Genomic DNA, 385 nt, shown 5'->3' with positions numbered 1-385 from the left:
CGCCAAGGGCGGCAACTACGAGAAACTGGAAGTCGACGGCAAGTCGGCCGACACCTCGGTGACCGACACCCCAGATACCACCACCCTCAGCCTGTCGGCAACCGACTCGGTCGCCGAAGGCGGTTCCATCGTTTACACCGCCACCCTGACCAATGCGGCTGGCACACCGGTCACCGTGACCTTGAGCAACGGCGCCGTGATCACCATCGACGCCGGCAAAACAACCGGCACCGTCACCGTCCCGGCACCGTCCGATGACGTTTACAAAGACGCCGGCACGGTCCAAGCCACCATCTCCACCGCCACCGGTGGCAATTTCGAAAACCTGGTGCCGAGCACTGCCCCGGCAGTCACCACCGTCAATGACACCATCGACACCAGCACT

At 63.4% G+C, this 385-nt stretch carries 1 protein-coding gene; it reads left to right on the top strand.

Annotated elements, in window-relative coordinates:
* A partial coding sequence (locus AC30D7_RS28780; RefSeq protein WP_490136336.1) for an immunoglobulin-like domain-containing protein occupies window positions 1-385 on the top strand: 385 nt, incomplete at both ends.

It is taken from the genome of Pseudomonas sp. DF5, assembly GCF_058148225.1.
This window is presented reverse-complemented; position numbering and strand designations above follow the sequence as displayed.